The following is a 24,740-nucleotide window of genomic DNA, read 5'->3' as shown; positions in this document are numbered from 1 at the left end:
GGACCGGACGGTGCCCGGCGCGGTCGCGGCGGGCAGACTGGGGAGGTGACAGCGACTCCACTCCCCAAGGGCGGCAACCTGCCGGTCGACGCCGCCGCCGTCCGGGCCCGGCTCACCTGGCGCGCCGGGCCCGGCGTCCCCGCGGTCGGCACCGCCGCGCTGCTGATCGGGCCGGACGACGGCCCGCGGCTGGTCCGGGCGCAGGCCCCCGGCGTCCTGGTGCGGCCGGACGGGATCGACGTCGACCTGGCCGCGCTGGCGCCCGCCGTGCAGCGGGTGCTGCTGCTGGCGCTCTCGGACGGGGCCGGGCTCGGCGCCGTCCCCGGGCTGTCGCTGCTGCTCGACGACGCCCGCGGCGGGGCCGAGTTGGCGCGCTTCGACCCCGGCGCGGGCGCGGAGACCGCGCTGGTCTGCGGCGAGCTGTACCGGCGCGAGGGCCGCTGGAAGTTCCGCGCCGTCGGCCAGGGCTGGGCGGACGGCCTGGCGGGCCTCGCCGTCGCGCACGGGTTCACCCTCCCGGAGCCGGAGCCGGAGCCGGAGCCGGAGCCGGAGCCGGAGCCCGCGCCTGTGACGGTGCCGGAGGTGACAGATCGTCAGGAGGCTTCGGTTCATGACGAGCTGGCGCTGCCCGTCGACATGCGCGAGCGGCTGAGCCTGCGCAAGCGGCAGGTCGCGGTCAGCCTGCGCAAGCACGGCGCCCAGCACCTCACCGCGCGGGTGGTCCTGGTGCTGGACGCCTCCGGTTCGATGGCCGGGCTCTACCAGCGGGGCGTGGTCGCCGACGTGGTGGAGCGGATGGCCGCCGTCGCCGCCCAGTTGGACGCGGACCGCACCATGCAGGCGTGGACCTTCGCCACCTGGCCCGCCCGGCTGCCCGACCTGCGGCTGTCCGAGCTGCCGCAGTGGCTGGGCCGGCACGTCCGGGTCGGTGAGGTGTCGCTGTTCGGCCGCCGCAAGCTCCGTCCGCCGCTGCCCGACGGGCGGATCGACATGAAGGCGGTCGGCATCAGCAACGACGAGCCGCGGGTGATCGCGCAGGTCCGCGACCACGTCCGGGAGAACCCGGCGGACGAGCCGACCCTGGTGCTGTTCTTCTCCGACGGCGGCATCCACCGCAACAGCGAGATCGAGCGCGAGCTGCGGGCGGCCGTCGAGGAGCCGCTGTTCTGGCAGTTTGTCGGCCTCGGCCACGGCGACTACGGCGTCCTGGAGCGCTTCGACACGCTGCCCGGCCGCCGGGTCGACAACGTCGGCTTCTTCACGGTCGACGACATCAGCACCCTCCCGGACCCGGAGCTCTACGACCGCCTGCTGTCCGAGTTCCCGCAGTGGGTGGCCGCGGCCCGCCGGGCGGGCGTCCTGCGCTGAGGCGGATGCGGCGCGCGGGGCGCGTGCGGCGCGCCGGAGCCGTCCCCGGCCGGGCGGTGCCGATCATGGGGAGGTGGACGCGGAGGACGGGACGGGCGCGGCGGCCGAGCGGCACGCGGGGTGGAACGAGCTGTTCTTCGACCTGATCGCGGTGGCCGGGGTCGGGCAGCTGGCGCACCTGCTGCACGCCGGGCCGGACTGGGGCGCGGTCGGGCTGTACGGGCTGCTGTTCGGGGCGTTCTGGCTGACCTGGGCGTGCTTCACGGTGTACGGGGACGTGGCCGCGGAGAGGACCAGCTCGTTCGCGCTGTTCGTGGCGATGGCCGGGATGGCGGTGATGGCGGCGGCCGTCGAGGGCGTGCACGAGAGCACCCGGGCGAACGCCTTCGCGCTCGCCTACGTGCTGCTGCGCTGGTACGCGGGGCGGCTGTGGCGGCAGGGCCGGAGCCTGCTGGTGGTGCCGGACTGGCCGATCGCGCAGTACGCGGCGGGCTCGGTGCCGTGGGTGGTGTCGCTCTTCGCGCCGGAGGGCTGGCGCTACTGGCTGTGGGGCGCCGGCCTGCTGGTGGACGCGCTGCTGCTGGCCGCCGCCAGGGGCGACGACCGGGAGCGGATCGCCGCGCGCTGGCGGGCCCGGCAGCGGCGGCACCCGGGCGCGCCGGGGGCGGACCGGCCGCTGCCGGAGCTGCGCGAGGCGGAGGTGGACGCCGCGCACCTGGGGGAGCGGCTGGGCCTGTTCATGGTGATCGTGCTCGGCGAGGGCGTGATCCAGGTGATCCGCGCCGCGTCCGACCGGGAGCACTGGGACGCCCGGCTGGCCTGGACCGGGCTGGCCGCGATGACGCTGCTGGCCGCGCTGTCGGTGCTGAGCGTGCGGCGCGGCGCGGTCGCCTTCCCGCAGCTGCTCGCGGGCGGCCGGCCGCGCTGGGTGCTGCTCTGCCACGCGCTGGGCTCCGCCGCGCTGGCGGCGCTGGCGGCCGGTCTCGGCCGGGCGGTCGAGCACGCCGGCGGCCCGCTGCCCGACGACACCCGGCGGCTGCTGTGCGCCGCCCTGGCCGGCTACTTCGCGGTGACGGCGGTGGCGGTGCTGCCGACCCTGGACACCCCGGGCCGGGCGCGCGGCCTCCTGGCGCACTTCGCCCCGGCGGTGCTGCTGCCGCTGCTGCTGGCCCTGCTGCCGGTGTCGCTCGCCGCCGGCCCGGTGGTGCTCCTGCTGCTGCTCGCCACCCTGTGGGCGCGCGGCTACCGCCCGGAGCGCGCCGGGTAGCCGTGCGGGCGGAGCGCTACGAAAGCATCACGTTCCGTTCTGTTTACTAGAAGTGTTTGTCTGTTCATCGTCAGGCTCACGGTCGGCCCCCTCCCAGCTACCCCGACTGGAGCCCCGCGTGAGCCCCTCCTCCGCGCACCGCCACGCCCTCGGCGCGGCCGCCCTCGCCGCCACCGCCGCCCTCCTGCTCACCGCCGTCACCGCGGGCACCGCCGACGCCGCCGGCGGCCCGTCCGGCCGGGACGCGGCCGTCGCCCGGGCCCGGGCGAACGTCGCCCACCACCCCGCGCTGTTCGGCTACGGCCCCGGGCAGGACCTCGTCCTCAAGGACGTGGTGCTCGACCCGGACGGCGGTCAGCACGTCCGCTTCGACCGCAGCTACCGCGGACTGCCGGTGGTCGGCGGCGACCTGGTGGTGCACCAGGACGCGCGCGGGCGGCTCACCGACTCCTCCCGGGCCGCGGGCCACGACCCGGCGGTGCCCTCGACCAGCCCGGCGGTCCCCGCGCAGCGCAGCGCCACCGAGGCGCTCGGCCACGTCCAGGGCATATCCGGCGCCGCCGCCAGCCCCGAACTCGTGGTCTGGGCCGCCGACGGCCCCGCCCGCCTGGCCTGGCGCACCACCGTCACCGGCGCCGGCAAGCAGGGCCAGCCCGCCGGCCGGGTGGTGGTCACCGACGCCACCACCGGCGCCGCCATCGACAGCTACGACGCCGAGCACTCCGCGACCGGCACCGGCCACTCCGAGTACACCGGCGACGTCCCCCTCGGCACCACCCAGCAGGCCGGCGGCGGCTACGCGCTGATCGACCCCGTCCGCGGCCACACCACCAGGGACGCCCACAACCTCTCCGCGAGCAGCGTCAAGGCCACCTCCGGGACGCTCTACGCCGACACGGACAACGTGTGGGGCGACGGCCGGAAGTTCTCCACCGACCGGGCCACCGCCGCCGTCGACGCCCACGCCAACACCGCCTGGACGTACGACTACTACAAGAACACCTTCGGCCGCAGCGGCATCAAGAACGACGGCAAGGGCGCCACCGTCTTCGTCCACGTCGGCACCCGCTGGGACAATGCCCAGTGGTCGGACGCCTGCTTCTGCATGATGACCGGCGACGGCGACGGCAGCACCGACCCCGAGCAGGTCGACCTCGACACCATGGGCCACGAGATGACCCACGGCGTCACCAGCGCCACCGCCAACCTGCGCTACAGCGGCGAGTCCGGCGGCCTGAACGAGTCCACCAGCGACATCTTCGGCACCATGGTCGAGTGGTACGCCGACAACCCGGTGGACAGGGGCGACTACCTGTTCAGCGACCAGTCCACCCCGCCCTGGCTGCGCCGCTTCGACAAGCCCTCGCTGGACGGCGGCTCGGCGGACTGCTGGAGCAGCAAGGTCGCCCGGCTGGACGTCCACTACTCCTCCGGCGTCGGCAACCACTGGTTCTACCTGGTCAGCGAGGGCAGCGGCGCCAAGACCGTCAACGGCGTCGCCTACAACAGCCCAACCTGCGACGGCTCCACCGTCACCGGCATCGGCAACCGGAAGGCCGCCGCGATCTGGTACCGGGCGCTGACCGTCTACATGACCTCCACCACCGACTACAAGGGCGCCCGCACCGCCTCGCTGAACGCCGCCCGCGACCTGTACGGCGCGGGCTCGGCCGAGTACGCGGCGGTGGGCGCCGCCTGGAGCGCGGTGTCCGTCTCCTGACCCGCCGCCGGACCCGGCGGGCGGCGCGGGAGGACTGCGCGGGAGGACTGCGCGGGAGGACGACGACGGCCCGGCCGTCCCGCCGGGGTGGAGGCGGGGCGGCCGGGCCGTCGGGGGAGGCGGCCGTCAGCCGGTGAACGCCTCGATCAGGGTCCAGACGGCCAGGACCGCCATGCACAGGCCGCCGACGCGCTGGATGGTGCGCAGCGGGACGCGCTTGGCGATGACCCGGCCGACCAGCAGGGCCAGGGCGGAGACCGACATCAGGGCGGCGGCGGAGCCGATCGCGGTGGGCAGCCAGCCGTTGGTGGCGGCGAGGTTGGCGGTGGTGATCTGGGTCAGGTCGCCCCACTCGCCGATGAACACCGTGGTGAACGCCGTCGCCCAGACCGGCCAGAAGCCGGTGACCGTCTTCGGGCCGCCCTCCTCGCCGTCCTCGTCGCCGCCCGAGCGCAGCAGCACGATCGCGCCGAAGGCGAACAGCGCGGCGGAGACCAGTTTGACGGCCAGGCCCGGCAGCAGACCCAGCAGGCTGCCCGCGCCGACGGCGATCGCCACGTGCACGATGAACGCCGCCGAGGTGCCGAACCAGACGTAGAGCGGGCGCATGCGGGTGCCCATGGCCAGCGAGGCGAACATCGTCTTGTCGGGAAGTTCGGCCAGGAAGATCAGCCCGAAGGCGGTGAGCATCGCCAGGGGGTCGAAGGACATCGCGGTGCTTTCTGCAAGGGGCCGGGCCGCGGGCTCGAACGGCACCGGGCGGGCGACGGGCGAACCTCTCGGCCCGGCACGACGAGACCTCCCGCGCGGTGGCGCGGCAGGGTCATGCACGGGCCGAAGGTCTCGTCCGTCGCGGCGGCTTGCGCGCCGCGACCCACGGGCCGGGACGGCACGCCGTCCAGTGTGTCGACCGGTGGTGTTTCGGGACTACTCCCCTTCGCTGCTCCGAGTGTAGGCGATCAACGGGGCCGGGGGGAAACCGCCCCCGGACGGGCGGTGGCCCGTTCTCGACCGCGCGCCCGGCCGCCCGCCCACCCCGTCCGGCATGGACACGCCTGGTGGGTGCGGGGGCGGCCGCCCGCGGCGGCGGTTCGGACACGCCGGAATCCGGACAGAATCCGCCCCGGCGGCCGGGTGTCCTTCCCGTGGCCACGGAACGCGAGTTAGCGTGACCGTGAGTTAGTTGCCCTAGGCACTCAATTGCCGGGCCGCCCTGCCGCGCCCCGCCCCCACCGGGCCCGGACGGCAGCCCCCGGCCCCGGGAAGGGACCCCAGCATGGCCACTGCCGCCACCACCTCCCACCCCGCCCCGCGCGGCGCCTGCCCGTTCGCGCCGCCGCCCGTCTACCAGCAGGCCCGGGAGGACGAACCCGTCACCCGGGTCGCCCTCTGGGACGACACCCCCTGCTGGCTGATCACCCGCCACCAGGACGCCCGCACCGTCCTCGCCGACCCCCGCTTCAGCGCCGACGCCACCCGCCCCGGCTTCCCCTTCCTCAGCGCCGCCGCCCGCCAACTCGGCACCGGCAACACCTCGTTCATCCGGATGGACGACCCCGAGCACGGCCACCTGCGCCGGATGCTCACCGGCGACTTCACCCTCCGCAAGACCGCCGCGCTGCGCCCCGCCATCCAGCAGGTCGCCGACGACCTGTTCGACCGGATGACCACCGGCCGCACCGCCGCCGACCTGGTCGCCGAGTTCGCCCTCCCGCTGCCCTCCCTGGTGATCTGCCTGCTGCTCGGCGTCCCCTACGAGGACCACGAGTTCTTCCAGCACTGCAGCCGCACCCTGCTGGACCGCAGCACCAGCACCGAACAGGCCACCGCCGCCCAGCAGAGCCTGGTCGACTACCTCGACGCCCTCACCGACAGCAAGCGCGCCCACCCCGACGACGGCATCCTCAGCCGCCTGGTCGCCCGCGGCGAACTCTCCACCCAGGACATCGGCGCCATGGGCCGCCTGCTGCTGATCGCCGGCCACGAGACCACCGCCAACATGACCGCGCTCTCCGTCCTCGCCCTGCTGCGCCACCCCGACCAGCTCGCCCACCTGCGCGCCCACCCCGAGGCCACGCCCGCCGCCGTCGAGGAACTGCTGCGCTGGCTCAGCATCGTGCAGACCGGCGTCACCCGGGTCGCGATCGAGGACGCCGAGATCGGCGGCGTGCTGATCCGGGCCGGCGAGGGCGTCATCTGCCAGCTCAACACCGCCAACCGCGACCACGAGCGCTACCCCGACGGCGACGCGCTCGACCTGACCCGCGACACCCGCCGCCACCTCGCCTTCGGCTTCGGCGTCCACCAGTGCCTCGGCCAGCCGCTGGCCCGGCTGGAGCTGGAGATCGCCCTCGACACCCTGCTGCGCCGGCTGCCCGACCTGCGGCTGGCCGTGCCCTTCGAGGAGATCCGCTTCCGGCACGAGATGACCGTCTACGGCGTCGAGTCGCTGCCCGTCGCCTGGTGAACCCCGGAACCGAAGCGAGAGGAACCACCATGATCGTCCACGTCGACCGGGACAGGTGCTGCGGCGCCGGGCAGTGCGTCCTCGCCGCCCCCGAGGTGTTCGACCAGAGCGACGAGGACGGCACCGTCGTGCTGCTCGACGCCCGGCCGCCCGCCGAGCTCGTCCGGGAGGTCGCCGACGCCGTCGCCGCCTGCCCGGCGGGGGCGATCCGGCTGGAGGAGGGGGCGCCCCGGTAGGCTGCCCGGCGGACCGCGGGGGAGGAGCGCGCCGCGGGGGAGGAGCGAGCACGTGCAGGTCACCGGGTACGCCCCGCGCGGGGTCGCCGACCTGCGCGGCCGCTCCGGCCCGCCGCTGGCGCTGCACTACGGGCCGGACGCGGTCGTGGTGGTCGGCGGCGTCCCCGGCAGCGGCAAGAGCACCCTGCTGCGGCGCTGGGACGCCCCCGCCGGGCTGATCGACCCGCGCACCACCCGGCTCGCCTGCCGGGCCCGGATGCCCGCCGCCCTGCCCTACCCCGTCTACCGCCCCGCCGTGCGCCTGCTGCACCTGCTGCGCACCCGGGCCGCGTTCCGCCGCCCCGGCCCGCTGCTGGTGCACGACTGCGCCAGCCGCTGGTGGATGCGCCGGGCGCTCGCCCACTGGGCCCGGCGGTACGGGCGCGAGCTGCACGTGGTGCTGCTCGCCGTCCGCCCCGCCGAGGCCCTGGCCGGGCAGCACGCCCGGGCCCGCACCGCCGCGCCGCGCACCTTCCGGCTGCACGTGCGGCGCACCGCCCGGCTGCTGGACCGGCTCGAACGGCGCGGGCTGGCGGCGTTCCCCGGCGCCCGGTCGGTGCTGCTGGCCGACGCGCCCGCGCGCGAACGGCTGGCCGGCGTCCGGTTCGGGGACTCCCGGGGCCCAGGGGGGTCCGTGGACCCCGTGGGCTCCGTGGGCTCCGGGAGCTGACGCCCGGTCAGTGACCCCGGGCGATCCACTCCTCCACCTGCGGGGCCTCCGCGCCGACGGTGGTCGAATCGCCGTGGCCGGTGTGCACCACCGTCTCCGGCGGCAGGGTCAGCAGCCGCTCGCGGATCGAGGCGATGATGGTCGGGAAGTCCGAGAAGGACCGGCCGGTGGCGCCCGGGCCGCCCGCGAACAGGGTGTCGCCGGTGAAGACGGTGCCCAGCTCCGGGGCGTACAGGCTGACCGCGCCCGGGCTGTGGCCCGGGGTGTGCAGGACGGTCAGCACGGTGCCCGCGACGGCCAGCCGCTGCCCGTCGGCGAGCGGGGCGTCCGGCGCGCGGTCCGGGTGGGTCTGCCGCCACAGCACCTCGTCCGCCGGGTGCAGCAGCACCGGCGCGCCGGTCAGCTCCGACAGCTCCGGCGCCGCGTCCACGTGGTCGTTGTGGGCGTGGGTGGAGACCACCGCCAGCAGCCGCCGGCCGCCCAGCGCCGCCGCGATCGCCTTCGCGTCGTGCGCCGCGTCGATCACCACCGCCTCGGTGTCGTCCCCGACGATCCAGACGTTGTTGTCGACCTGCCAGGTGCCGCCGTCCAGGCTGAACTCGCCCGAGGTGACCAGCCGTTCGATCCGGGCCGCCATCAGAACACCACCACCGAGCGCAGCACCTCGCCGCGCTGCATCCGGGCGAACGCCTCCTCCACGCCGTCCAGCGGGACGGTCTCGCTGACGAACGCGTCCAGGTCGAGGCGGCCCTGCAGGTACAGGTCGATCAGCATCGGGAAGTCCCGCTCCGGCAGGCAGTCCCCGTACCAGGACGACTTGAGCGCGCCCCCGCGCCCGAACACGTCCAGCAGCGGCAGTTCGAGCTTCATCTCCGGCGTCGGCACGCCCACCAGCACCACCGTGCCCGCCAGGTCGCGGGCGTAGAACGCCTGCCGGTACGTCTCCGGGCGGCCGACCGCCTCGATCACCACGTCCGCGCCGTTGCCGCCGGTCAGCCTGCGGATCGCCTCCACCGGGTCCACCGCGCGGGAGTTGACGGTGTGGGTCGCGCCCAGGCGCTGCGCGGTGGCGAGCTTGCGGTCGTCCACGTCCACCGCGATGATCGTGCCCGCGCCGGCCAGCCGGGAGCCGACCACCGCCGCGTTGCCCACGCCGCCGCAGCCGATCACCGCGACGCTGTCGCCCCGGCCCACCTGCCCGGTGTTGATCGCCGCGCCCAGGCCCGCCATCACCCCGCAGCCCAGCAGACCGGCCGTCGCCGGGGACGCCGCCGGGTCGACCTTGGTGCACTGCCCGGCGGCGACCAGCGTCTTCTCCGCGAACGCGCCGATGCCCAGCGCCGGGGACAGCTCGGTGCCGTCCTCCAGCGTCATCTTCTGCCGCGCGTTGTGGGTGGCGAAGCAGTACCACGGCCGACCGCGCTTGCAGGCCCGGCAACGGCCGCACACCGCACGCCAGTTGAGGATCACGAAGTCGCCCGGGGCGACCTCCGTCACGCCCGCGCCGACCGACTCCACCACGCCCGCCGCCTCGTGCCCCAGCAGGAACGGGAACTCGTCGTTGATCCCGCCCTCCCGGTAGTGCAGGTCGGTGTGGCACACCCCGCACGCCTGCACCCGCACCACCGCCTCACCCGGCCCCGGATCCGGCACCACGACGGGCACCACCTCCACCGGCGCCCCCTTCGCACGCGCGATCACACCCCGGACAACCTGAGCCATCTTCCGTACCCGTCCTCTGCTCGGCACTCGGTCCGCGACGGCACCCGGTTCGTTCGGCGCGGGCGCCGTCGCCCAGCAGCGAACTTACGCGGTTCCGGACGGGAAGTCGCCCGTTCGGCCCTCCGGCGCGCGCGGGGAGCGCTCCCCGGCCGGGAGCAGGGTGAACGGCGCCGGGTCGAAACGGTGCCCGTTCACCTGCAACTGCACGGCGTGCCCGCCCGGGTGGTAGACCCGGGTGCTGATCGGGCGGAAGGAGTGGACCCGGGACAGCTCGGCGCCCGCCCCCGGCGCCAGGGTGCGGCGGGCCAGCTTGAACACCTTCGGGGTGGTGCGGCCGTTCGCCTTCCGGTGGTGCACCACGTAGTCGATCACCAGCGAGACCGGCGCGTCCGAGACGTTGGTGACCCGCGCCGTGAACGCCAGCGCGCCGCCCACCGGCACCTCGTCCCGCTCCAGGACCGGGCCGACCACCTCGACGTCCGCCCGCCCGCCGTGGAAGCCCACCAGCGCCAGCGCCGCCGGATCGCCCTCCTTCACCAGCGTGCGCATCGCGTGCCGCACCACGCCCGGCGTGCTCGGCGCGGGCGCCGCCGCCCAGCGGGCCGCCGTCGCGGCGGCCAGCGCCGGGTCGAGCCGGGACAGGTCGTTGAGGTGGTTGGCCACCGAACGGCGCACGCTCGGGTCCGCGTCCCGGTAGAGCGCGTCCAGGACCGGGACGGTCACCCCCGGATCGGCCGTCAGCGCCGGGACCCGCCGGGCCCACGGCAGCCGCGCCCTGGTCCCCTCGCCGGCCAGCCGGCGCACCGCCGGGTCCGGCGAGGACGTCCAGGCCAGCGCGGCGGCCAGGGTGCGCGGCAGGTCGGCGTTCAGGAAGGCGCGCAGCGCGAACTCCGAGGTCAACCGGGGCGTCAGCGCCGCCAGCAGCTCCAGGCCGTCGGCGAAGTCACCCGGCTCGCCGGAGGCCGTCGCGGCGGCGGCCACCGCCTCCGACACCGGCCACACCATCCACCCCGTCAACTCCGGCCGCCCCAGCGCGGCCCGCACCGCCCCCGCCACCTCCCGGTACCCGCCCCCCGCCTCCGCGACCACCGCACCCCCCACCAGCCGCGCCCGGTCACTCAGCCCCAGCCCGCCCAACCCCGCCGCACAGCCCGCCACCCCCCGCCACCCGGACGCACACGGGGCCGCGGCCTCCAGGACACCCGCCAACTCGCGGACGGTCTCGGCACTGATCAGTTCATCGGCGGTCGGCACACCTGCTCCAGAGCTCGGGGGACCACGGGCCCGCCCACCCGACAGACGGACCCGGGCTGTCGCCCGAAACTAGCGCCCACCACCGACAGCACGCCGCGCGCCGCCGGCCCGCCCGGTGCTCCACCGCTACCCGGTGCTCCACCGCTAGAGGAACTCCCGCCACCGCACCCGGTCCACGTCCACCCCGTCTCCGTCGTCCCGGTCCGGACGGCCGGGTGCTCCCACCACTCCAGCACGGCCCACTGTCACCGCGGATTCGGCCGTTCGTGTGGTGACCGGAGGGCATCGGTGAAGGTTCTGCGTGGATCCGCGCATCTCCGGGTCGGGCGGGTAGTCGGGGCCATGCCGTCAGCTTTCGGCACCGTTCGCCGTCGCCATCTGGAAGGAAGGCCGCACCGCATGGCCGTCGCCACCTGCTGGTCCACCGCCGTCACGCTTCCGCACAGCCCGCACCCGGACCTGGCGGTGGAGGCCGGGCTGCACTTCGACTCCTCAGTTCCGTACGCGGTCCGGCTGGTGTTCCCGCCGGTCGGGCGGATCGACGCGGTGGAATGGGTGTTCGGGCGCGACCTGCTCAACGAGGGCCGTCTCGCGCCCGCCGGGCACGGCGACGTCACCGTCCGGCCCGGCGCCGACGGCGAGGTGCTGATCACGCTGCACGGCGGCACGGGGGCGGCGGTGGTCAACATCCCGGCGGAGGTCGTCACCGGCTTCCTGCTGGAGTGCTACGCGCTGGTCCCGACCGGCCACGAGCACGAGCACCTCGACGTCGACGGCCTGATCGCCCGGCTGCGGGCCGAGTAGGGCGGGCCGGGGGCCTCGGCGACGGGACCCGCACAACTGCCCGGGTCCGGCGGCAATCCGGACGGCGGGCCGTGACGAAGAGCGGGTGAGTCGTGTTGTCGAGTCGTCGCGGTCGGGGGTTCCGGCCGCCGTAGGGAGGCCCCCGTGCCGGTGGTGCAGCGCAGGAACGTCGTGGGCGGGGTGGACGGGTGAGCCACGTCGTGTCACTGGCCCCGCCACGGCGGCCGGGACCGGAACTGCGGGAGTTGCTGGCCCGGGTGGTGCGGGGCGACCAGGAGGCGTTCGCCGCGCTCTACGACGCCGTCTCCGGCCCGGTGTTCGGGCTGGTGCGGCGGGTGGTGCGGGACGTCGCGCAGTCCGAGGAGGTCGCCCAGGAGGTGCTGCTGGAGGTGTGGCGCACCGCCGCCCGCTACCAGGCCGACCGCGGCGAGGTGCTGCCCTGGGTGCTGACCATCGCGCACCGGCGGGCCGTCGACCGGGTCCGCTCCGCGCAGGCCGCCGCCGACCGCGACCGGAAGGCCGCGGCGGCCTCGCACGGCGGCTCGCCCTACGACGAGGTCGCCGAACAGGTCGAGGGACGGCTGGAGCGCGAACAGGTGCGGCGCTGCCTGCGCACCCTGACCGAACTCCAGCGCGAGTCGCTCACCCTGGCCTACTACCGCGGCTACAGCTACCCCGAGGTCGCCCAGGTGCTCGGCGCACCGCTCGGCACCGTCAAGACCCGGATGCGCGACGCCCTGATCCGGATGCGCGACTGCCTGGGGGTGGGCGCGTGAACACCACCGACCCGCGCACCCGCGACCGGCACGCCCCCGACCCGCACACCCTGACCGGCGCGTACGCCGCGCACGCGCTGAGTCCCGAGGAGAACGATGCCTTCGAGCGCCACCTCGACCACTGCCCGTCGTGCGCCCAGGAGACGGCCGAGTTCGCCGCCACCCTGGCCCGGCTCGGGGCGGCCGAGGCCGCGGCCCCGCCCCCGGAGCTGAAGTCCCGGGTCATGGCCGCGCTGCCGGGCGTCCGGCAGGAGGCGCCGCGGGTCGCCCGCCCGGCCCCGCCGCGGGCCCGGTTCGCCCGCCGCGCCCCGAAGCTGGCGCTCGCCGCCTGCCTCGCCCTGGCCGTCGGCGCGGGCGGCCTCGCCGTCCAGCAGCACCGCGAGGCCGAACGGGCCCGCGACCGGGTTGCTGCGCTCACCCGGCAGCAGGAGTCCGTCACCGCGCTGCTCACCGCACCGGACGCCCGCACCGCGACCACCGCCACCGACGGCGGCACGGCCACCGTGGTCTGGTCGGCCGCCCGCGACCGGGCCGGCTTCCTCGCCGCCGGCCTGCCCGACCCGGGCCCCGGCCGCACCTACCAGCTCTGGTACGACGACGCCGGCACCATGCGCCCGGCCGGCCTGCTCCCCACCGGCGACGGCACCCTGCTGCTCACCGGCGCCCTGAACGGCGCGGCCGGCGTCGGCGTCACCCTCGAACCGGCCGGCGGCTCCCCGCACCCGACCGCCGCCCCGGTCCTGCTGCTGCCGTTCAGCTGAACCGGGCCGGACACCCGCCCGGCTCCGGCCGGGCGGGTCGAGGGGGAACGGGGCGCTCCCGCGGGTAGGTTCCGCAGGGGGAACGGGGCGGGCCCCCGCGGGGGAGGGGAGAGCGCGATGCCGACCGAGGTGCCGTTCCGGGACGAGGACCGGGCCCGGCTGTACGCACTGGCGCTGCGCGGCGCGTCCGGGCAGCCGCCGGTGCAGGCGGCCGTCCGGCTGGCCTTCCAGGTCGCGGAGGTCCGCGACTGGCTGGTCCGCAACGGCTTCGTGCCGACCGCCGACGGCCCGGACGGCCCGTCCGCCGCCGTGGACTTCCGCCACGCGATGGACCGCCTCGGCCGGCCCCGGCAGGCCGGACGGACCTCCGCCCGGGACGGCCTCGGCGAGCCCGCCAAGGCCGTCCTCACCGTCGCCGCCGGCCTGGCCGGGGTCCGGACCGGCCCGCTGCGCCACGCGATCGAGGGCCTGACGCCCGAACAGGCCCGGCTGGTGGCCGAGGCGGTGATGCAGGCGGCGGGCTACCCGGACGCCACCGCCGAACCGCACGGCCGGGCCTGAGCGGCGGCCGGATTCCGGACCGCCGCTCGGGGGAGCGCCCGGGCCTCAGCCGCCCGCCGGCGGGGAGCGGCGGCGCGGCGGGAGCGGGAAGAAGGAGCTGGTGCGGGCGGTGTACTCGGCCCAGCCGGGGCGTTCGCCGGAGGAGAGGTGCTTCTCCAGCATGGGCTTGCCGCTGCCGAAGGCCAGCAGCCAGGTCATCAGCAGCGGGCTGGCGACGAAGGCCCACCCGATCGGGGCGTGCGCGACCAGCAGGAACAGGCCCCACCAGACGCAGGCGTCGCCGAAGTAGTTGGGGTGCCGGGTGTAGCGCCACAGGCCCCGGTCCATCACCCGGCCGCGGTGGGCCGGGTCGGCCTTGAAGCGGGCCAGCTGGGCGTCGCCGACCGCCTCGAAGAACAGGCCGACCGCCCACAGGGCCGCGCCCGCCCAGGCGGTCGGCCCGAGCCGGTCGGGCAGGTACTGGGCGGCCAGCACCGGCAGCGAGACGAACCAGACCAGGACGGCTTGGAGCAGGTAGACGGTCCGCAGCGCGTACCGGGCGCGGGCCGGGCCCTCCGGGGCGCGGGACAGCATCCGGGCGTAGCGCGGGTCCTCGGGCAGGCCGCGGGCCCGCCACCACAGGTGGGCGGTCAGCCGCAGGCCCCAGACCGCCACCAGGACGGTGGCCAGCGCCCGCCGCCCGCCGTCGCCGTACCCGGCGGACAGCCCGTAGCCGGTCAGCGCGACGGCGGTGAACGCCAGGCCCCAGGCCACGTCGACGCCCCGGTGGCGGCCGGTGCGGACCCCGACCGCGAACGCGAGCAGCATCACGGCCAGGGCCGCGCCGGCGGTGCAGGCCGCGCCGACGCCGAACGCGGCGGCGTTCACCGCAGGCCGTCCCGGCTCAGCAGCACCTGGTGGACGTTCAGGTAGCCGGTGCGGAACCCGGCCTCCGAGTACGCCAGGTACAGCTCCCACATCCGGCGGAACACCTCGTCGAAGCCCAGCTCCGCGACCTCCCCGGCCCGGGCGGTGAACCGCTCCCGCCACAGCCGCAGCGTCTCGGCGTAGTGCGGCCCGTACGCGTCCGCGCTGTCCACCCGCAGCCGGGTGTGCGCGGCGGCGGTGTCCGCGATCGCCCGCAGCGAGGGGATCTGCCCGCCGGGGAACACGTACTTGAGGATCCAGGTGTACGTGCTGCTGCTGGCCAGCATCCGGGCGTGCGGCATGGTGATGGCCTGTAGGGCGACCCGGCCGCCGGGGGCGAGCAGCCGGTCCAGCGCGCCGAAGTAGGCGGGCCAGAACGGGCGTCCGACGGCCTCGATCATCTCGCAGCTGACGATCGCGTCGAACTCGCCCCGGGCCTCGCGGTAGTCGCAGAGCCGGACCTCGACCCGCTCGGACTGCCCGGCGTCGGCGATCCGGCGGCGGGCCAGCGCGAGCTGCTCGGCGGAGAGCGTGAGGGTGACCACCCGGGCGCCCCGGGCGGCGGCGCGCAGGGCGAGTTCGCCCCAGCCGGTGCCGATCTCCAGCAGCCGGGTGCCGGGGCCGACGGCGGCCAGGTCGAGCAGCCGGTCGATCTTGCGGTGCTGGGCCGGGACGAGGTCCGCCCAGCGGGTGGCGGGGGAGGGGGCGGAGAACACCGCCGAGGAGTACGACATGGTCGGGTCGAGGAACAGCCCGAACAGCTCGTTCGACAGGTCGTAGTGCCGGTGGATGTTGCGCCGGGCGTTGGCGGCCGTGGACAGCTCCGCCGCCGGGGGCCGCCGCACGTACAGCCGGCGCAGCCACCCGGTGCCGGGCGGCACCAGGGTCTCGGGGCGGGCGGCCAGCGCGGTCAGCAGGCGGGCCAGGTCCGGACTGTCCCAGTCGCCCGCCTGGTAGGACTCGCCGAAGCCGATCAGGCCGCCCGCGCCGACCCGGTGCAGGAACGCCTCCGGGCGGTGCAGCCGCAGCACCGGGGCCTGCGGCGGGCCGGCCAGCAGCGGGCGCCCGCCCGGGAGTTCGACCCGCAGGCCGCGGTGGGCCGCCGCCCGGCGCAGCAGCCGCCCGGCCGCCGCGGCCCGCAGCGGGGCGTGCGGCACCCGGGCGACGTCCGGCCAGCGCAGCGGGTCGACGGCGGTCGGGAACGGGACGGTGGTGGTCATCGACGGGGTGCCTCTCCGGAACGGGAACGGGAACGGGAACGGGAACGGTGGCGGGTGCGGGGAAGGGGGAGGGGACGGGCGGCGACGGTCTCCGGGCCGGTGCGGGGGCCGGGTCCCGGCCGCCCGTGGGGGCACGGGCCGGCGGTGGACCCGGCTCCCGGGTCGGCCTCCGGGCGGGGGCACGGGCCGGCGGCGGCCTCGGGCTCGACTCCCGGGCGCGGGCGCGGGTGGACGGGCAGGCCGCGCAGCCACAGGCGGATGCCCTGGGAGCGGATCCGCACACTGACGGCGAAGGTCGCGAACGGGTGCCGCAGCACCGCCCGCAGCAGCGCGGCCGGGCCCGCCGGGCGGCCGGTGCCGGCCACCGTGGCGGTGAACGCCCGCCCGCCCGGCAGCTCCAGTTGCACGGTCAGGTGCAGCCGGGCGTCCGGCTCCGGCAGCAGCATCCGGTAGTGGCCGTCGACCGGCAGGAACGGCGAGACGTAGAACTCCTTCGCCGTCCGCGCGTGCCCGGCCCCGTCCGGGAACAGCAGGTAGCGGTGCCGCTCGCCGTAGGTGTTGTGCACCTCGGCGACGGTGCACAGCGGCGCGCCCGCCGCGTCCCGGCACCAGTACACCGTCAGCGGGTTGAACACGTACCCCAGCGAGCGGGCCTGGGTCAGCATCAGCACCCGCCCGGCCGGGTCCGGGCGCAGGCCGTGCGCGGCCAGCTCGCGGGCCAGGTCCTCCCGGATGCTCGCGGGGTCGGAGCCGGAGCCGGGGGCGAGGGCGTGGTCGCGGGGCAGGAAGCGGGCCAGCGGACGCAGCGCCCGGGGCAGCCGGGGCAGGTGGTCGAGGTCGACCAGCCACAGGTAGCCGCGGTGGCGGAACACCCGGCGCGGCTCGGCCCGGACGTGCGTGGTGCGGGTCTCGTACAGCACCGCGCCCCACGGGCCGGGCAGCACGCGCGGCACGGGCGGCGCGGCGCCCGGCGCGCCCGCCGCGCGGACGGCACTCACGGCGCGACCGTCGCGAGCAGGTGGCGGGCGGCGGCCAGGCCGGAGCGGCAGCCGTCCTCGTGGAACCCCCAGCCGTGGTACGCCCCGGCGAACGTGGTGCGGGGACCGGCCAGTTCGGGCAGTCGGCGCTGGGCGGCGACCGTGCGGGCGGTGTACACGGGGTGCTCGTACACGGTGCGGGAGACCACCAGCGGCTCGGGGACCGGCTGCCGGTCGTCCTCGTTCAGGGTGACCAGGTAGTCCTCCGCGCCGCCCAGCCGCAGCAGCCGGTTCAGGTGGTAGCTGACCCGGACCCGGTCGGAGGGCGCGTCGCAGTCCGGCATCCGGTAGTTCCAGGAGGCGCGCGCCCAGGCGGCCCGGGGCAGCACCGAGGCGTCCCGGTGCAGCACCGTCGGGTTGCGGGAGTACGCGAACGCGCCCAGCACCTCCCGCTCGGCGGGCGTCGGGTCGGCGAGCAGCCGCAGCGCCTGGTCGGGGTGGACGGCCACCACCACGGCGTCCGCCCGGGTCCACCGCCCGTCCTCGGTGGCCACCGTGACGCCGTCCGGGTGCCGCCGCACCGCGCGCACCGGCGCGGAGCGGTGCACGGTGCCGGAGTGCGCGGTGAGGTGCGCGGCGATCCGCTCCACGTACGCGGCCGAGCCGCCGACCACGGTGCGCCAGGTCGGCGAGCCGGTGACGCTCAGCAGGCCGTGGTTGGCCAGGAACGCGAACAGGTAGCGGGCCGGGTAGTCCCCGGCCAGGTCGGGCGCGCAGGACCACACCGCGGAGACCAGCGGCGTGATGAAGTGCTGCGTGAAGTACGGCGAGAAGCCGTGCCGGGCCAGGAACGCGCGCAGGCTCGGGTCGGCCGCGTCCGCCGCGTCCGCGTCCGCCCCGGCCGCGGCGGCGCCCGGCTCCGGGTCGGCCGGCTCCGGCGCGGCCAGCAGCTGGCGGGCCAGGCGGTGGAAGCGCGGCACCTCGCCGAGCATCCGCAGGTACCGGCCCCGGACCAGGTTGCCCGGGGTGGCCAGCAGCCCCGAGAGGCCGCGGGCCCCCGCGTACTCCAGGCCGCAGCCCTCGCAGTGCACCGACATGCTCATGTCGCTGTCCTGCGTCCGTACGCCCAACTCGTCGAACAGGCCCACCAGTTCCGGGTACGTCCGGGTGTTGTGGACCAGGAAGCCGGTGTCCAGCGCCAACTCCCGGCCGTCCGCCGCCGTGATCCGCTGGGTGTGCGCGTGCCCGCCGAGCCGGTCCGCCGCCTCGAACAGCTCGACCGCCGCCCCGGCCCGCGCCAGCGCGTACGCCGCGCTCAGCCCCGCCACCCCCGCACCCACCACGGCCACCCGCCGCACGGGCCGCCCCTCGCGCGACGGCGGGACGAACCCTCCGGCGGAAACGGTGCCGAGTGTCGTCACGTCGATCCTCCCCACTGGTCCCGGCCGCCCGCGGCGGCCCTTGCGCCCCTCATTCGGAGGCACCGGGTCCGCGGATTGCTCCGAACGGGGGATCGGCCCGGCCGGGCGCTCAGCCGCCGTCCAGCACCTCGGGCATCCGCTGCCGGGCCGCGTCCGCCAGCCGCTCGAAGTCCCGCCGCAGGAACGGCTCCGCCAGCCGCGCCAGCCCGTGGAACCGCAGCCGCGCCCGGTACCGGACCACCGACCCCGCCCCGCCCGGACCCGGGCTGACGGTGATCTCGTCCGAGGCCGTGACGGTGCGGTTGCGCCCCACGAACAGCACCTGGTCCGGCCCGCGGTCCACCAGCTCGTACACCAGCTCGGTGCGCCGCCCCCGGAACACCGAGACGTTCCGCCACCGCGCCCCCGGCCCCGGCGCGCCCGTGCTCCCGCCGGTACCCGCACTCCCGCTCGCGTCGATCCGGACGCACTGCTCGGTGCCCGGGTCCCACTCGGCGGCGTGCGCGAAATCCGCCAGGTAGTCCAGCACCTCACCCGCCGGACGGCGGACCGGGATCTCCCGCACCACCTCGATCATCGCTGCCTCCTCGGCCGTCGGGACGTCGACAGGGACGTCCATGGAGTGTCCACGGGGTTCGGAGCCGGGCCCGATCCGGATGGGTGCGGGGGCGCGGAGCGGCGCGCCGCCGGGTGCGGATCTCCCGGAGACCCCGGAGACCCCGGAGACCCCGGAGACCCCGGCCGCCCCGAAGCCCCGGACGCTCCGGACGCCCCGGACGCCCCGGGCCGAAACGCTGCACCAGCGCTGCGGGTGGGCACCGACCGCCCGGCGGCGGGACTTTTTCCCGGAAAGGGGTACCCGCGATGGTCGCGGCCCGCCGCACCGAGAGGAGGACGGCGATCCGACCCGCGCGGCGCACCGGCCGCCACCGCCGTGCCCGCCCGACGACACCCGCACCCCCCTCCCCGAGAGGCGGCAGACCCATGGACACCCGACTGACCCCGCAGGAACGCCTCCTGCTCGCGGAGATCGAACAGCACCTGCGCCGGACCGACCCCCGTCTGGACCGCCGGCTCGACCGCCCGCCCGGCCCCGCCGCCCGCCTGGGCCACCGCCCCGTCCTGCTGGTCGCGGCCGTCGCCCTGCTCGCCACCGCGACCGCCGTCGGCGCCCTGTGGGCCGGCGCGGGCGGGCCCCACCCCCTCGCCGCCGCCCTGCTCGCCGCCGCGACCGCCCTGCTGGCCGCCCTCGCCCTGCGCCGACTGGCACGGCTGCGCCTCGACTGAGCCCCCCCGCCGACGCCGTCGGTCCCCTCTCGGTCCCCCCGCCGGTACCACCGGACGGGCCTTCCGGCGGGGTGCGGCACGCGGTCCGGAGCCGGGTTGCACCCTGGGGTGGAACCGGGGGAACGGGCCGTGTCCCCGTCGGGGACGGGTAGTTGGACCGGACGTGACAGAGCCTGCGCATACCAGCCCGCTGCCCGCCGTCCGCCTCCAGTGGACGCTGCTGCAACCCCTGCTGGCCGCCCTCTCGGAGGCCGGTGTCCCGCTCCGACCGGGCGATCTGGACCAGTTGCAGCACGCCGCCGCGATCGGCCCCGAGTTCGCCCACGCCCTGGCCCGGTGGATCCGGGCCGCGCACACCGCCGCCGCCACCGCCCCGCTGCCGGCGGGGGTCCGTACGCTCGCCCCGCGCCCCGAACGGCCCGCTCTCGGCACGTCCACGTCCGCCTCCGCCTCTGCCTCCGCGCCCGCCTCCGGGCCCGGGGCCAGGGCTGCGCCCGCGCCGGGGTCCGGGCCCGCCGCCGTCGCGGACCGGCACGCCTCCTGACCGGGCGGTAGCGGCCCACGGCGGCCCACAACGGCCCACGGCGGCAGGCGACGGAGCCGGGCCGGGCGGTGGCGGGCCACTCGAACGTCGCGGACCGCGTAACCGTCGTGGGCCGTGGCCCGTTGAACGGAGCATGCCCGTGATCAACGAACCGCGCCGCCCGCAGGGCGGGCACCCCATGGCGACGCCCCCGCGCGTCCCCGAACCGGCGGAACCCCACGACCGGCCCTCCGGCCCCCCGACGATCGGGCACCAGGCCGCCGCCCAGCTGCTCGGCCTGCGCGAGATCGTCCTCCCCGCCGCCGTGGTCGCCGCCGCCGACCTGCTGCTGGGCGACGCCCTCGGCAGCGACGACCCCGTCACCCGGGAGGCCGCCGCGGCCACCCGGGGACGGCTGCGCGCCGCCCTCGGCCTGGGGTAGCGGCGGGCGGCGGCCGTCCGGGCCGACCACCGGGACGGTGCCGCCGCCCCCGCCCCCGCCCCTGGCCCGTCGACACCCGTCGACCCCGTCCCGTCGCGGCCCCACGGGCCCGCCCTCCGTCCCGCCCGAGTCCCTGACTGCGGTGTGCGCGAGTGGAGTTGGGATTTTGCGCGATCCGGTGCAGGCATTGCGGATTCATGTCAACGAGGTTACGTTCGCTGCTGCCCCGCCCGCGCTCCACCGCTCCCCGCTCCTCGCTCAGCGCGCCCGCGCCTCCGCGGAGCGCGCCTCGCGCACGCCCAGGAAGGGACTCGATGAGACGACCTCTGCCCGGCGCCGGCCCGCGCGCCCGGACCGCCCTGCTCGCCACCACCGCGCTGCTGGCCGCCGCGCTCGCCGCACCCGCGGCCGCCACCGTCGCCACCGCGGCGGACACCCGCGGCGCGGCGGGCGCCCGAGCCGCGGACGCCGGAACCGCCGGCGCCACCCTCCCGTTCGCCCCGTGGGAGGCCGAGGCGGGCACGCCCACCGGCGGCGCGGCCGTCGTCGCGCTGACCGCCGCGCCGACCACGCCGTACTCCAGCGCCGCGCTGGAGGCGTCCGGGCACGCGTACGTCCACCTGGCCGCCACCGGGCAGGGCGTGCGCTGGACCAACGGCACCGGCGGGCCGGTCAGCGCGATCAACGTGCGCGAGAGCATCCCGGACTCCGCCACCGGCGGCGGCACCACCGCGACCCTGAACCTGTACGTGGACGGGGTGTTCCGCCAGGCGCTGAACCTGAACTCCCGGCAGAGCTGGTTCTACGAGGGCGGCGACGGCCACTACAACGGCAGCAACCAGAACGCCGCCGACGGCGACCCGCGGGACTTCTTCGACGAGGCGCACACCTTCGTCACCGGCGCGCCGATCGCCCCCGGCAGCACCGTCGAACTGCGCAAGGACGCCGCCAACACCGCCGCGTACTACGACATCGACGTACTGGACGCGGAGAACCCGCCGCCGCCCGCCGCCCGGCCCGCCGGGTCGCTGTCGATCACCGACTGCGGGGCCGTCGCGAGCACCGCCCCGACCAACGGCTCGGCCGTGCCCGACGCCGTCGACTCCACGGCCGCGATCCAGTCCTGCATCGACCAGGCGCAGGCCCAACAGCGCACGCTGTGGATCCCGCCCGGCACCTTCTACCTGCGCGGCACCACCGGCCTGACCGCCCGGGACATCACCATCGTCGGCGCCGGCCAGTGGTACTCGACGGTCTACCGCGACATCCCGCTGCCCAACCGCACCCCGCTGGCCGCCCTGTTCAACCTCACCTCCACCCACGTCCAGGGCTTCCACCTGGACTCCAACTCCACCAGCCGGGAGACGGTCGACGGCGGCGGCGGGGCGATGGACACCACCGGCACCAACTGGAGCGCCGACGGCATCTGGAGCCAGCACGTCGAGTCCGGCTACTGGGCCTCGGGCACCGGCGGCAGCGTCCGCAACGCCCGGGTCACCGCGGTCTGGGCCGACGGCATCAACGTCAACAACGTCTCGCTCGGCAACTCGGTGGGCAGCGACATCACCGCCGACAACAACTTCGTCCGGGGCACCGGCGACGACGGCATGGCCGTCAACTCGGTGAACTACAACACCGACGGCAACGGCAACCGGACGTACTACACGCCGATGGCCCGGATCACCATGACGCACAACACCATCGTCGCGCCCTGGGGCGGCAAGGGCATCGGCGTCTACGGCGGCAGCGGCCACCTGATCGAGCACAACCTGGTCTCCGACACCGCCCGCTACATCGGCCTCGGCGCGGGCCGCTTCGGCGTCAACGGCAGCGACCTGCTCGGCGCCACCCTGAACGCCAACACCGTGGTCCGCTCCGGCGGCAACGGCTACGGCCAGGGCCAGCCCGCGCTGCACGTCGGCAACGGCGGCGACGGCCAGAACACCGGTGTGGTCGACCACGTCACCGTCACCGGCAACACCGTGCTGAACGCGCTGTACGACGGCGTCGGCCTCTCCGCGTCCACCAACACCCTGATGCGCGGCAACACCGTCACCGCGCCCGGCCGCAACGGCTTCGTGGTCGCCCCGCCGTTCTACCCGGCGCCCACCGGCTCGGCCACCCTCACCGACAACACCGTCACCGGCCTGAGCGCCGCCGGAGCCACCGCGTACCGCAACAACTCGCCGGCCTTCACCGTCACCGCGAGCGGCAACAGCTGGGGCAGCGGCACCGGCAACCCCGAAGCCCCGTACGGCGGTTCGCCCGCCGCGATCCCCGGCACCGTGCAGGCCGAGGACTACGACACCGGCGGCCCCGGCACCGGCTACTTCGTCAACACCGTCAACGGCACCGCCAACGGCTACCGGGCCGACGGCGTCGACCTGGAGGTCGTCACCGACACCGGCGGCGGCTACGGCCTCGGCTGGACCTCGGGCGGCCAGTGGCAGCGCTACACCGTGGACGTCGCCACCGCCGGGACGTACACCGTCACCCTGCGGTACGCCGCGCCCGCCGCCGTCACCGGCGCCCTGCACCTGGCGAACGGCACCGGGGCCGACCTGACCGGCGCCGTCACCCTGCCCGCCACCGGCGACTGGCAGACCTGGGGCGACGCCACCGCCCGCCTCACCCTGCCCGCCGGACGCCAGGTGCTCACCCTGGTCCAGGACACCGGCGGCTGGAACCTCAACCACCTGCGCTTCGCCGGCACCTCCACCCCGCCCGCCACCGACCTGGCGGCCGGTCGGCCCACCGCCGAGTCCTCGCACGCCGACGTCTACGGCTCCGGCAACCTCACCGACGGCAACCGGAACAGCTACTGGGAGAGCGCCAACAACGCCCTCCCGCAGTGGGCCCAGGTCGACCTCGGCACCGCCCGGCAGGTCTCCCGCGCGGTGCTCCGGCTGCCCGCCGGCTGGGGCGCCCGCACCCAGACCCTCACCCTGCTCGGCTCCACCGACGGCACCGCCTTCACCCCGCTGAAGTCCTCCTCCGCCTACCTCTTCGACCCGGCGGCCGACAACACCGTCACCCTGGCCTTCCCCGCCGCCCAGGTCCGCTACGTCCGGGTCCAGGTCACCGGCAACACCGGCTGGCCCGCCGGGCAGCTCTCCGAACTCCAGCTCTGGCAGCAGTAGGCGCGGCGCGGACCGTCACCCCCGGCGGCCCGCCGGGGGTGACGGTTATTCAGTTGCCGCACGGAGGAGGGCGGTTAGGATCGTCCGTCATGCCTCCGACCCCCCTGGACGACCTCCTCCACCCGCCGACCGTCCCCTACGACCGCGGGTTCCTCGACACCGGCGACGGCAACCGGATCTACTACGAGCAGCTCGGCAACCCCGCCGGCAAGCCCGCCCTGTACGTGCACGGCGGGCCCGGCGCGGGCACGCCGGACCGGCCCACCCGGGCGTGGGACCCGGCGCGCTACCGGGTGGTCCGCTACGACCAGCGCAACTGCGGGCGCAGCACCCCGCACGCGAGCGACCCGGCGGCGGACATGGCGCTGAACACCACGCAGCACCTGATCGACGACATGGAACGGCTGCGCGCGCACCTCGGCATCGAGCGCTGGCTGCTGGACGGCGCCTCCTGGGGCTCGACGCTGATCCTGGCGTACGCGCAGCAGCACCCGGAGCGGGTCAGCGAGATCGTCCTCCAGGCGGTGACCACCACCCGCCGGGCCGAGACCGACTGGCTCTACCACGGGGTGTCCGCCTTCAAGCCCGAGGCGTGGGACCGCTTCCTGGCCGCCGCCCCCGAGCACGCCTGGGACGGCGACGTGTACGCCCTGCTGGCCGCCTACGCGCGGCGGACGGAGCACCCCGACCGGGCGGTCCGGGCCGCCGCCGCCGACGCCTGGCTGGCCTGGGAGGACGCGGTGATCTCGGACGAGCCCCATGGCATCCCCGGCATGTACAGCGCCCGGGCGGCGGACGACCGGATCGCGTTCGTCCGGATCTGCGCGCACTTCTTCAGCAACGGCGCCTGGCTGGCGGAGGACCAACTGCTGCGCGAGGCCGGGAAGTTGGCTGGCATCCCGGGCGTGCTGGTGCACGGCAGGTACGACCTGGGCTGCCCGGTGCGGACGGCCTGGGAGCTGGCGAAGGCGTGGCCGGACGCCCGGCTGCACGTCTTCGACGACTCCGGGCACGTCGGCGGCGAGGCGATGCGGCGGACGGTGTTCGAGGCCCTGGAGGAGTTCAAGGACCGCTGAGCCGGGGCCGCTGAACCGGGCCGCCGAGTCGAGGCCGGCGGGCCGGGGCCGGCGGTCCGGTGTCGGCGGCCCGGTGCCGCCCGGGGCGGGGGCACCGGACCGG

The 24,740-nt window shown here is 76.2% G+C and carries 23 protein-coding genes and 1 pseudogene; 15 read left to right on the top strand and 9 right to left on the bottom strand.

From position 1 onward, the window contains the following. Positions 1 to 45: 45 nt before the first annotated feature. The 3 genes from ACIQVD_RS23205 (at position 46) to ACIQVD_RS23195 (ending at position 4,355) form a co-directional block, all read left to right on the top strand. Positions 46 to 1,368 (top strand): VWA domain-containing protein, encoded by a 1,323-nt coding sequence (locus tag ACIQVD_RS23205; RefSeq protein WP_402291484.1) that lies wholly within the window; start codon positions 46 to 48, stop codon positions 1,366 to 1,368. A gap of 73 nt (positions 1,369 to 1,441) precedes the next feature. Next, positions 1,442 to 2,635, top strand: a complete 1,194-nt coding sequence (locus ACIQVD_RS23200; protein ID WP_400680299.1) for a low temperature requirement protein A — start codon at positions 1,442 to 1,444, stop codon at positions 2,633 to 2,635. A gap of 118 nt (positions 2,636 to 2,753) precedes the next feature. Beyond that, entirely contained in the window at positions 2,754 to 4,355 is a 1,602-nt protein-coding gene (locus tag ACIQVD_RS23195; protein WP_402291482.1) for a M4 family metallopeptidase, read from the top strand. A gap of 126 nt (positions 4,356 to 4,481) precedes the next feature. Here the strand turns inward: ACIQVD_RS23195 and ACIQVD_RS23190 are convergent, their stop codons facing one another. Then, positions 4,482 to 5,066, bottom strand: coding sequence for a TMEM165/GDT1 family protein (locus ACIQVD_RS23190; RefSeq protein ID WP_400680303.1), 585 nt, complete (start codon positions 5,064 to 5,066; stop codon positions 4,482 to 4,484). Between the two features lie 565 nt (positions 5,067 to 5,631). Between ACIQVD_RS23190 and ACIQVD_RS23185 the strand changes: the two genes are divergently transcribed. Genes ACIQVD_RS23185 through ACIQVD_RS23175 form a run of 3 tightly spaced genes read left to right on the top strand, consistent with a single transcriptional unit; the run spans position 5,632 to position 7,767 of the window. Then, positions 5,632 to 6,822 (top strand): cytochrome P450, encoded by a 1,191-nt coding sequence (locus tag ACIQVD_RS23185; protein ID WP_400680306.1) that lies wholly within the window; start codon positions 5,632 to 5,634, stop codon positions 6,820 to 6,822. 29 nt (positions 6,823 to 6,851) lie between these two features. Beyond that, entirely contained in the window at positions 6,852 to 7,058 is a 207-nt protein-coding gene (locus ACIQVD_RS23180) for a ferredoxin (protein ID WP_100834821.1), read from the top strand. 52 nt (positions 7,059 to 7,110) lie between these two features. Further along, positions 7,111 to 7,767, top strand: coding sequence for an AAA family ATPase (locus ACIQVD_RS23175; protein WP_402291479.1), 657 nt, complete (start codon positions 7,111 to 7,113; stop codon positions 7,765 to 7,767). A gap of 7 nt (positions 7,768 to 7,774) precedes the next feature. Here ACIQVD_RS23175 and ACIQVD_RS23170 read toward each other — a convergent pair whose 3' ends face one another. The 3 genes from ACIQVD_RS23170 to ACIQVD_RS23160 all read right to left on the bottom strand — a co-directional run bounded on the left by ACIQVD_RS23170 (position 7,775) and on the right by ACIQVD_RS23160 (position 10,743). Next, the gene (locus ACIQVD_RS23170) at positions 7,775 to 8,404 is read right to left on the bottom strand and encodes an MBL fold metallo-hydrolase (protein ID WP_400680312.1); all 630 of its coding nucleotides are present in this window, start codon (positions 8,402 to 8,404) and stop codon (positions 7,775 to 7,777) included. After that, the gene (locus ACIQVD_RS23165) at positions 8,404 to 9,489 is read right to left on the bottom strand and encodes an S-(hydroxymethyl)mycothiol dehydrogenase (RefSeq protein ID WP_402291477.1); all 1,086 of its coding nucleotides are present in this window, start codon (positions 9,487 to 9,489) and stop codon (positions 8,404 to 8,406) included. The genes ACIQVD_RS23170 and ACIQVD_RS23165 overlap by 1 nt, the downstream gene beginning before the upstream one ends. Before the next feature lie 84 nt (positions 9,490 to 9,573). After that, positions 9,574 to 10,743 carry a DNA alkylation repair protein gene (locus tag ACIQVD_RS23160; RefSeq protein WP_402291475.1) on the bottom strand — a complete coding sequence of 390 codons (1,170 nt, stop codon included), beginning with the start codon at positions 10,741 to 10,743 and terminating at the stop codon, positions 9,574 to 9,576. Positions 10,744 to 11,142: 399 nt separating this feature from the next. On the opposite strand from ACIQVD_RS23160, the gene ACIQVD_RS23155 reads away from it, so the two are divergent. From ACIQVD_RS23155 to ACIQVD_RS23140, 4 genes are all read left to right on the top strand, one after another. Then, entirely contained in the window at positions 11,143 to 11,547 is a 405-nt protein-coding gene (locus ACIQVD_RS23155) for an SsgA family sporulation/cell division regulator (RefSeq protein ID WP_400680318.1), read from the top strand. Between the two features lie 188 nt (positions 11,548 to 11,735). Continuing rightward, entirely contained in the window at positions 11,736 to 12,323 is a 588-nt protein-coding gene (gene sigK, locus ACIQVD_RS23150) for an ECF RNA polymerase sigma factor SigK (RefSeq protein ID WP_100834814.1), read from the top strand. Further along, positions 12,320 to 13,084, top strand: a complete 765-nt coding sequence (locus tag ACIQVD_RS23145) for an anti-sigma factor domain-containing protein (RefSeq protein WP_400680321.1) — start codon at positions 12,320 to 12,322, stop codon at positions 13,082 to 13,084. The genes sigK and ACIQVD_RS23145 overlap by 4 nt, the downstream gene beginning before the upstream one ends. Positions 13,085 to 13,201: 117 nt before the next feature. Then, on the top strand, positions 13,202 to 13,645 hold the full coding sequence (locus tag ACIQVD_RS23140) for a hypothetical protein (RefSeq protein WP_402291472.1): 444 nt from the start codon (positions 13,202 to 13,204) through the stop codon (positions 13,643 to 13,645). A 45-nt stretch (positions 13,646 to 13,690) separates the two neighbouring features. Here the strand turns inward: ACIQVD_RS23140 and ACIQVD_RS23135 are convergent, their stop codons facing one another. The 5 genes and pseudogenes from ACIQVD_RS23135 to ACIQVD_RS23115 form a co-directional block, all read right to left on the bottom strand. Further along, complete coding sequence (locus ACIQVD_RS23135; RefSeq protein WP_402291529.1) at positions 13,691 to 14,452, bottom strand: DUF1295 domain-containing protein; 762 nt, start codon at positions 14,450 to 14,452, stop codon at positions 13,691 to 13,693. Positions 14,453 to 14,508: 56 nt separating this feature from the next. Beyond that, complete coding sequence (locus tag ACIQVD_RS23130; RefSeq protein ID WP_400680325.1) at positions 14,509 to 15,771, bottom strand: class I SAM-dependent methyltransferase; 1,263 nt, start codon at positions 15,769 to 15,771, stop codon at positions 14,509 to 14,511. Positions 15,772 to 15,986: 215 nt separating this feature from the next. After that, positions 15,987 to 16,712 (bottom strand): annotated as a pseudogene (locus tag ACIQVD_RS23125) (DUF1365 domain-containing protein); the annotation flags it as partial. A 53-nt stretch (positions 16,713 to 16,765) separates the two neighbouring features. Then, on the bottom strand, positions 16,766 to 18,097 hold the full coding sequence (locus ACIQVD_RS23120; RefSeq protein ID WP_402291527.1) for an NAD(P)/FAD-dependent oxidoreductase: 1,332 nt from the start codon (positions 18,095 to 18,097) through the stop codon (positions 16,766 to 16,768). Positions 18,098 to 18,278: 181 nt separating this feature from the next. Then, a complete protein-coding gene (locus ACIQVD_RS23115; RefSeq protein ID WP_400680327.1) occupies positions 18,279 to 18,788 on the bottom strand; it encodes an SRPBCC family protein in 510 nt (169 codons plus the stop codon). 365 nt (positions 18,789 to 19,153) lie between these two features. Here ACIQVD_RS23115 and ACIQVD_RS23110 point away from each other — a divergent pair, with 365 nt between their 5' ends. The 5 genes from ACIQVD_RS23110 to pip all read left to right on the top strand — a co-directional run bounded on the left by ACIQVD_RS23110 (position 19,154) and on the right by pip (position 24,637). Further along, entirely contained in the window at positions 19,154 to 19,456 is a 303-nt protein-coding gene (locus tag ACIQVD_RS23110) for a DUF3040 domain-containing protein (RefSeq protein ID WP_402291470.1), read from the top strand. A gap of 163 nt (positions 19,457 to 19,619) precedes the next feature. Then, positions 19,620 to 20,000, top strand: a complete 381-nt coding sequence (locus ACIQVD_RS23105) for a hypothetical protein (RefSeq protein ID WP_402291468.1) — start codon at positions 19,620 to 19,622, stop codon at positions 19,998 to 20,000. Between the two features lie 139 nt (positions 20,001 to 20,139). After that, positions 20,140 to 20,421: a hypothetical protein gene (locus ACIQVD_RS23100; RefSeq protein ID WP_100834806.1), complete on the top strand. Its 282-nt coding sequence runs from the start codon at positions 20,140 to 20,142 to the stop codon at positions 20,419 to 20,421. 314 nt (positions 20,422 to 20,735) lie between these two features. Then, entirely contained in the window at positions 20,736 to 23,561 is a 2,826-nt protein-coding gene (locus ACIQVD_RS23095) for a discoidin domain-containing protein (RefSeq protein ID WP_402291466.1), read from the top strand. Positions 23,562 to 23,650: 89 nt separating this feature from the next. Continuing rightward, complete coding sequence (gene pip / locus ACIQVD_RS23090) at positions 23,651 to 24,637, top strand: prolyl aminopeptidase (RefSeq protein WP_402291464.1); 987 nt, start codon at positions 23,651 to 23,653, stop codon at positions 24,635 to 24,637. Positions 24,638 to 24,740: the final 103 nt, after the last annotated feature.

Source organism: Kitasatospora sp. NPDC090308, assembly GCF_044769485.1.
GTDB lineage: Bacteria > Actinomycetota > Actinomycetes > Streptomycetales > Streptomycetaceae > Kitasatospora > Kitasatospora fiedleri.
The sequence above is the reverse complement of the archived record's forward strand: the minus strand, read 5'-3'. Positions and strand labels throughout refer to the sequence as shown.